A 2020-nucleotide genomic window follows, 5' to 3' on the forward strand; every position below is an offset into this window, starting at 1 on the left:
GCCAGGCGGCGGTTGGGCGGATAGCCCGGTCCCTTTCGGTCCTCGATCTCGTCGCGGGCAAAAGCCTCGTAGTCGTGCCGAAGAGCGGCACGCAGCGCCGGATGGTGCGGTCGCGCGGTCTGCACGAGCACCTCGCCCGGCTCCCCGCCGCGTCCTGCCCGGCCGGCCACCTGGGCGAGAAGCTGGAAGGTCCGCTCGGCGGCCCGGAAGTCGGGCAGGTTGAGGCCGACGTCGGCGTTGATCACCCCGACGAGCGTCACACCCGGAAAGTCGAGTCCCTTCGCGATCATCTGGGTGCCGAGGAGGATGTCCACCTCCCGGCGCCGCACCTTTTCGAGCAGTCTCGCGTGCGCTCCCTTGCTCCCGGTGGTGTCCACGTCCATGCGGAGAACCCGGGCCGTCGGGAACAGCTCGGCGACCCGGCGCTCGACCTGCTCCGTGCCAATCCCGGCGTACTGGAGCTCGCTCTCCCGGCACGCATCGCACGCGGCGGGGATGGCTTCCTCGTGCAGGCAGTGGTGACAGACGAGCCGGGAGCGAGTCCGGTGGTAGGTGAGCGATACGTTGCACGAGCCGCAGCTCCAGACCTTTCCACAACCCGGGCACTGCAGAAAGGTGGAATAGCCCCTCCGATTGAGGAGCAGAATGCTCTGCTCTCCCCGATCGAGCCTCGCGGCCACCGCCTCCCTGAGCCGCGGACTGACGATCGACTCCGGGGCCTCTCCCGAGTCCAGCGCTCGCGCACGGACCTCGCGGAGGTCGATCGTATCGACACTCGGCAGAGGGTGGGGGGTCGCCCGGTCGGGCAGCTCCAGGAGCTCGTAGCGTCCCGTGGTGGCGTTGTGCCAGGATTCGAGCGACGGGGTGGCCGAGCCAAGGAGTACCAGCGCCCCCTCGTTTCGGCCCCGCACGGCGGCCAGAGCGCGCGCGTGGTACCGGGGCGTGTCCGACTGCTTGTAGGAGCCGTCGTGCTCCTCGTCGAGGATGATCACGCCGGGTCGGGGTACCGGAGCGAAGATGGCGGATCGGGTTCCGATCACCACGCGTCTCTCGCCTGCCTTGAGGGCCCGCCAGGCGTCGTGGCGCTCGCCGGCCGAGAGGGCCGAGTGCAGGACCGCCACGTCATCCCCGAACGCGGCCCGAAATCGCTGCACCGTCTGCGGCGTGAGCGCGATCTCCGGGACGAGCACGATGGCGGTGCGTCCGCGGGCCAGCGCGGTCTCGATCAGCCGCATGTATACGACGGTCTTCCCGGATCCCGTGACGCCGCGCAGGAGCGCCACACCGGGCTCCGCGCCCTCCAGGAGCGACCGGAGCCTGTCGAGCACGCGGATCTGCGCTTCGTTCAGTCGCCGGGGCAGATCGACGTCCTCCCCCGATCCCGCGAACGGGTCCCGGCTCACCACCTCCTTGGATATCCTGGCGAGGCCCCGATCCACCAGCCCGCGCAGCACCGACCGTCCATACCCGTAGTGGCCCTCGAGGTGAGCCACGGGAGCCGAGCCTCCGATCGCCTCGATGGTCTCGAACGCCTGCCGCTGACGTGCGGCGCGGCCGAACACTTCATCGCGCTCCAGCAGGGTGGGTGGCTCACCCACCAGCTCGATGACCTGCCGACGGAGCTCGGCCGTGCCCGACGGCTGCGCCTCGCCGAGTAGCCCGGGGGGAAGAGCGGAGCGATACACCAGACCCGGGGGGGCCGCATAGTACTCCGACGTCCACCGACACAGTTTTAGAAGTCCGGGATCGAGCACCGGTTCGTCGTCCAGCACGCGAAGCACGTCCCGGGTCGATCGCCCGGGCGGCTCGCTCCCGACGGAGTCAATGATCCCGATCTCGCGTCGCCGTCCGAACGGAACGAGGATCCGGGCCCCGGCCACCGCGGAGCCGACGAGCGGCGGGGGGATACGATACACGAAGGTCTGCAGCACCGGCTTCGGGAGAGCGACCTCGCAGTACACTTCCTCATGCGTTGCGCGGGTCACGCCGGCCTCGGACGTCTTGACGCCCCGCTCGCGGC

General features: G+C 70.0%; 1 protein-coding gene. It reads right to left on the reverse strand.

Annotated features, from left to right (window positions below):
• Positions 1–1985, reverse strand: a 1985-nt coding sequence (gene priA / locus AC36XV_RS01900) for a replication restart helicase PriA (RefSeq protein ID WP_492201987.1), incomplete at its 3' end; no start/stop codon positions are given.
• Positions 1986–2020: the final 35 nt, after the last annotated feature.

The sequence above is a fragment of the Candidatus Benthicola sp. genome (assembly GCF_058719085.1).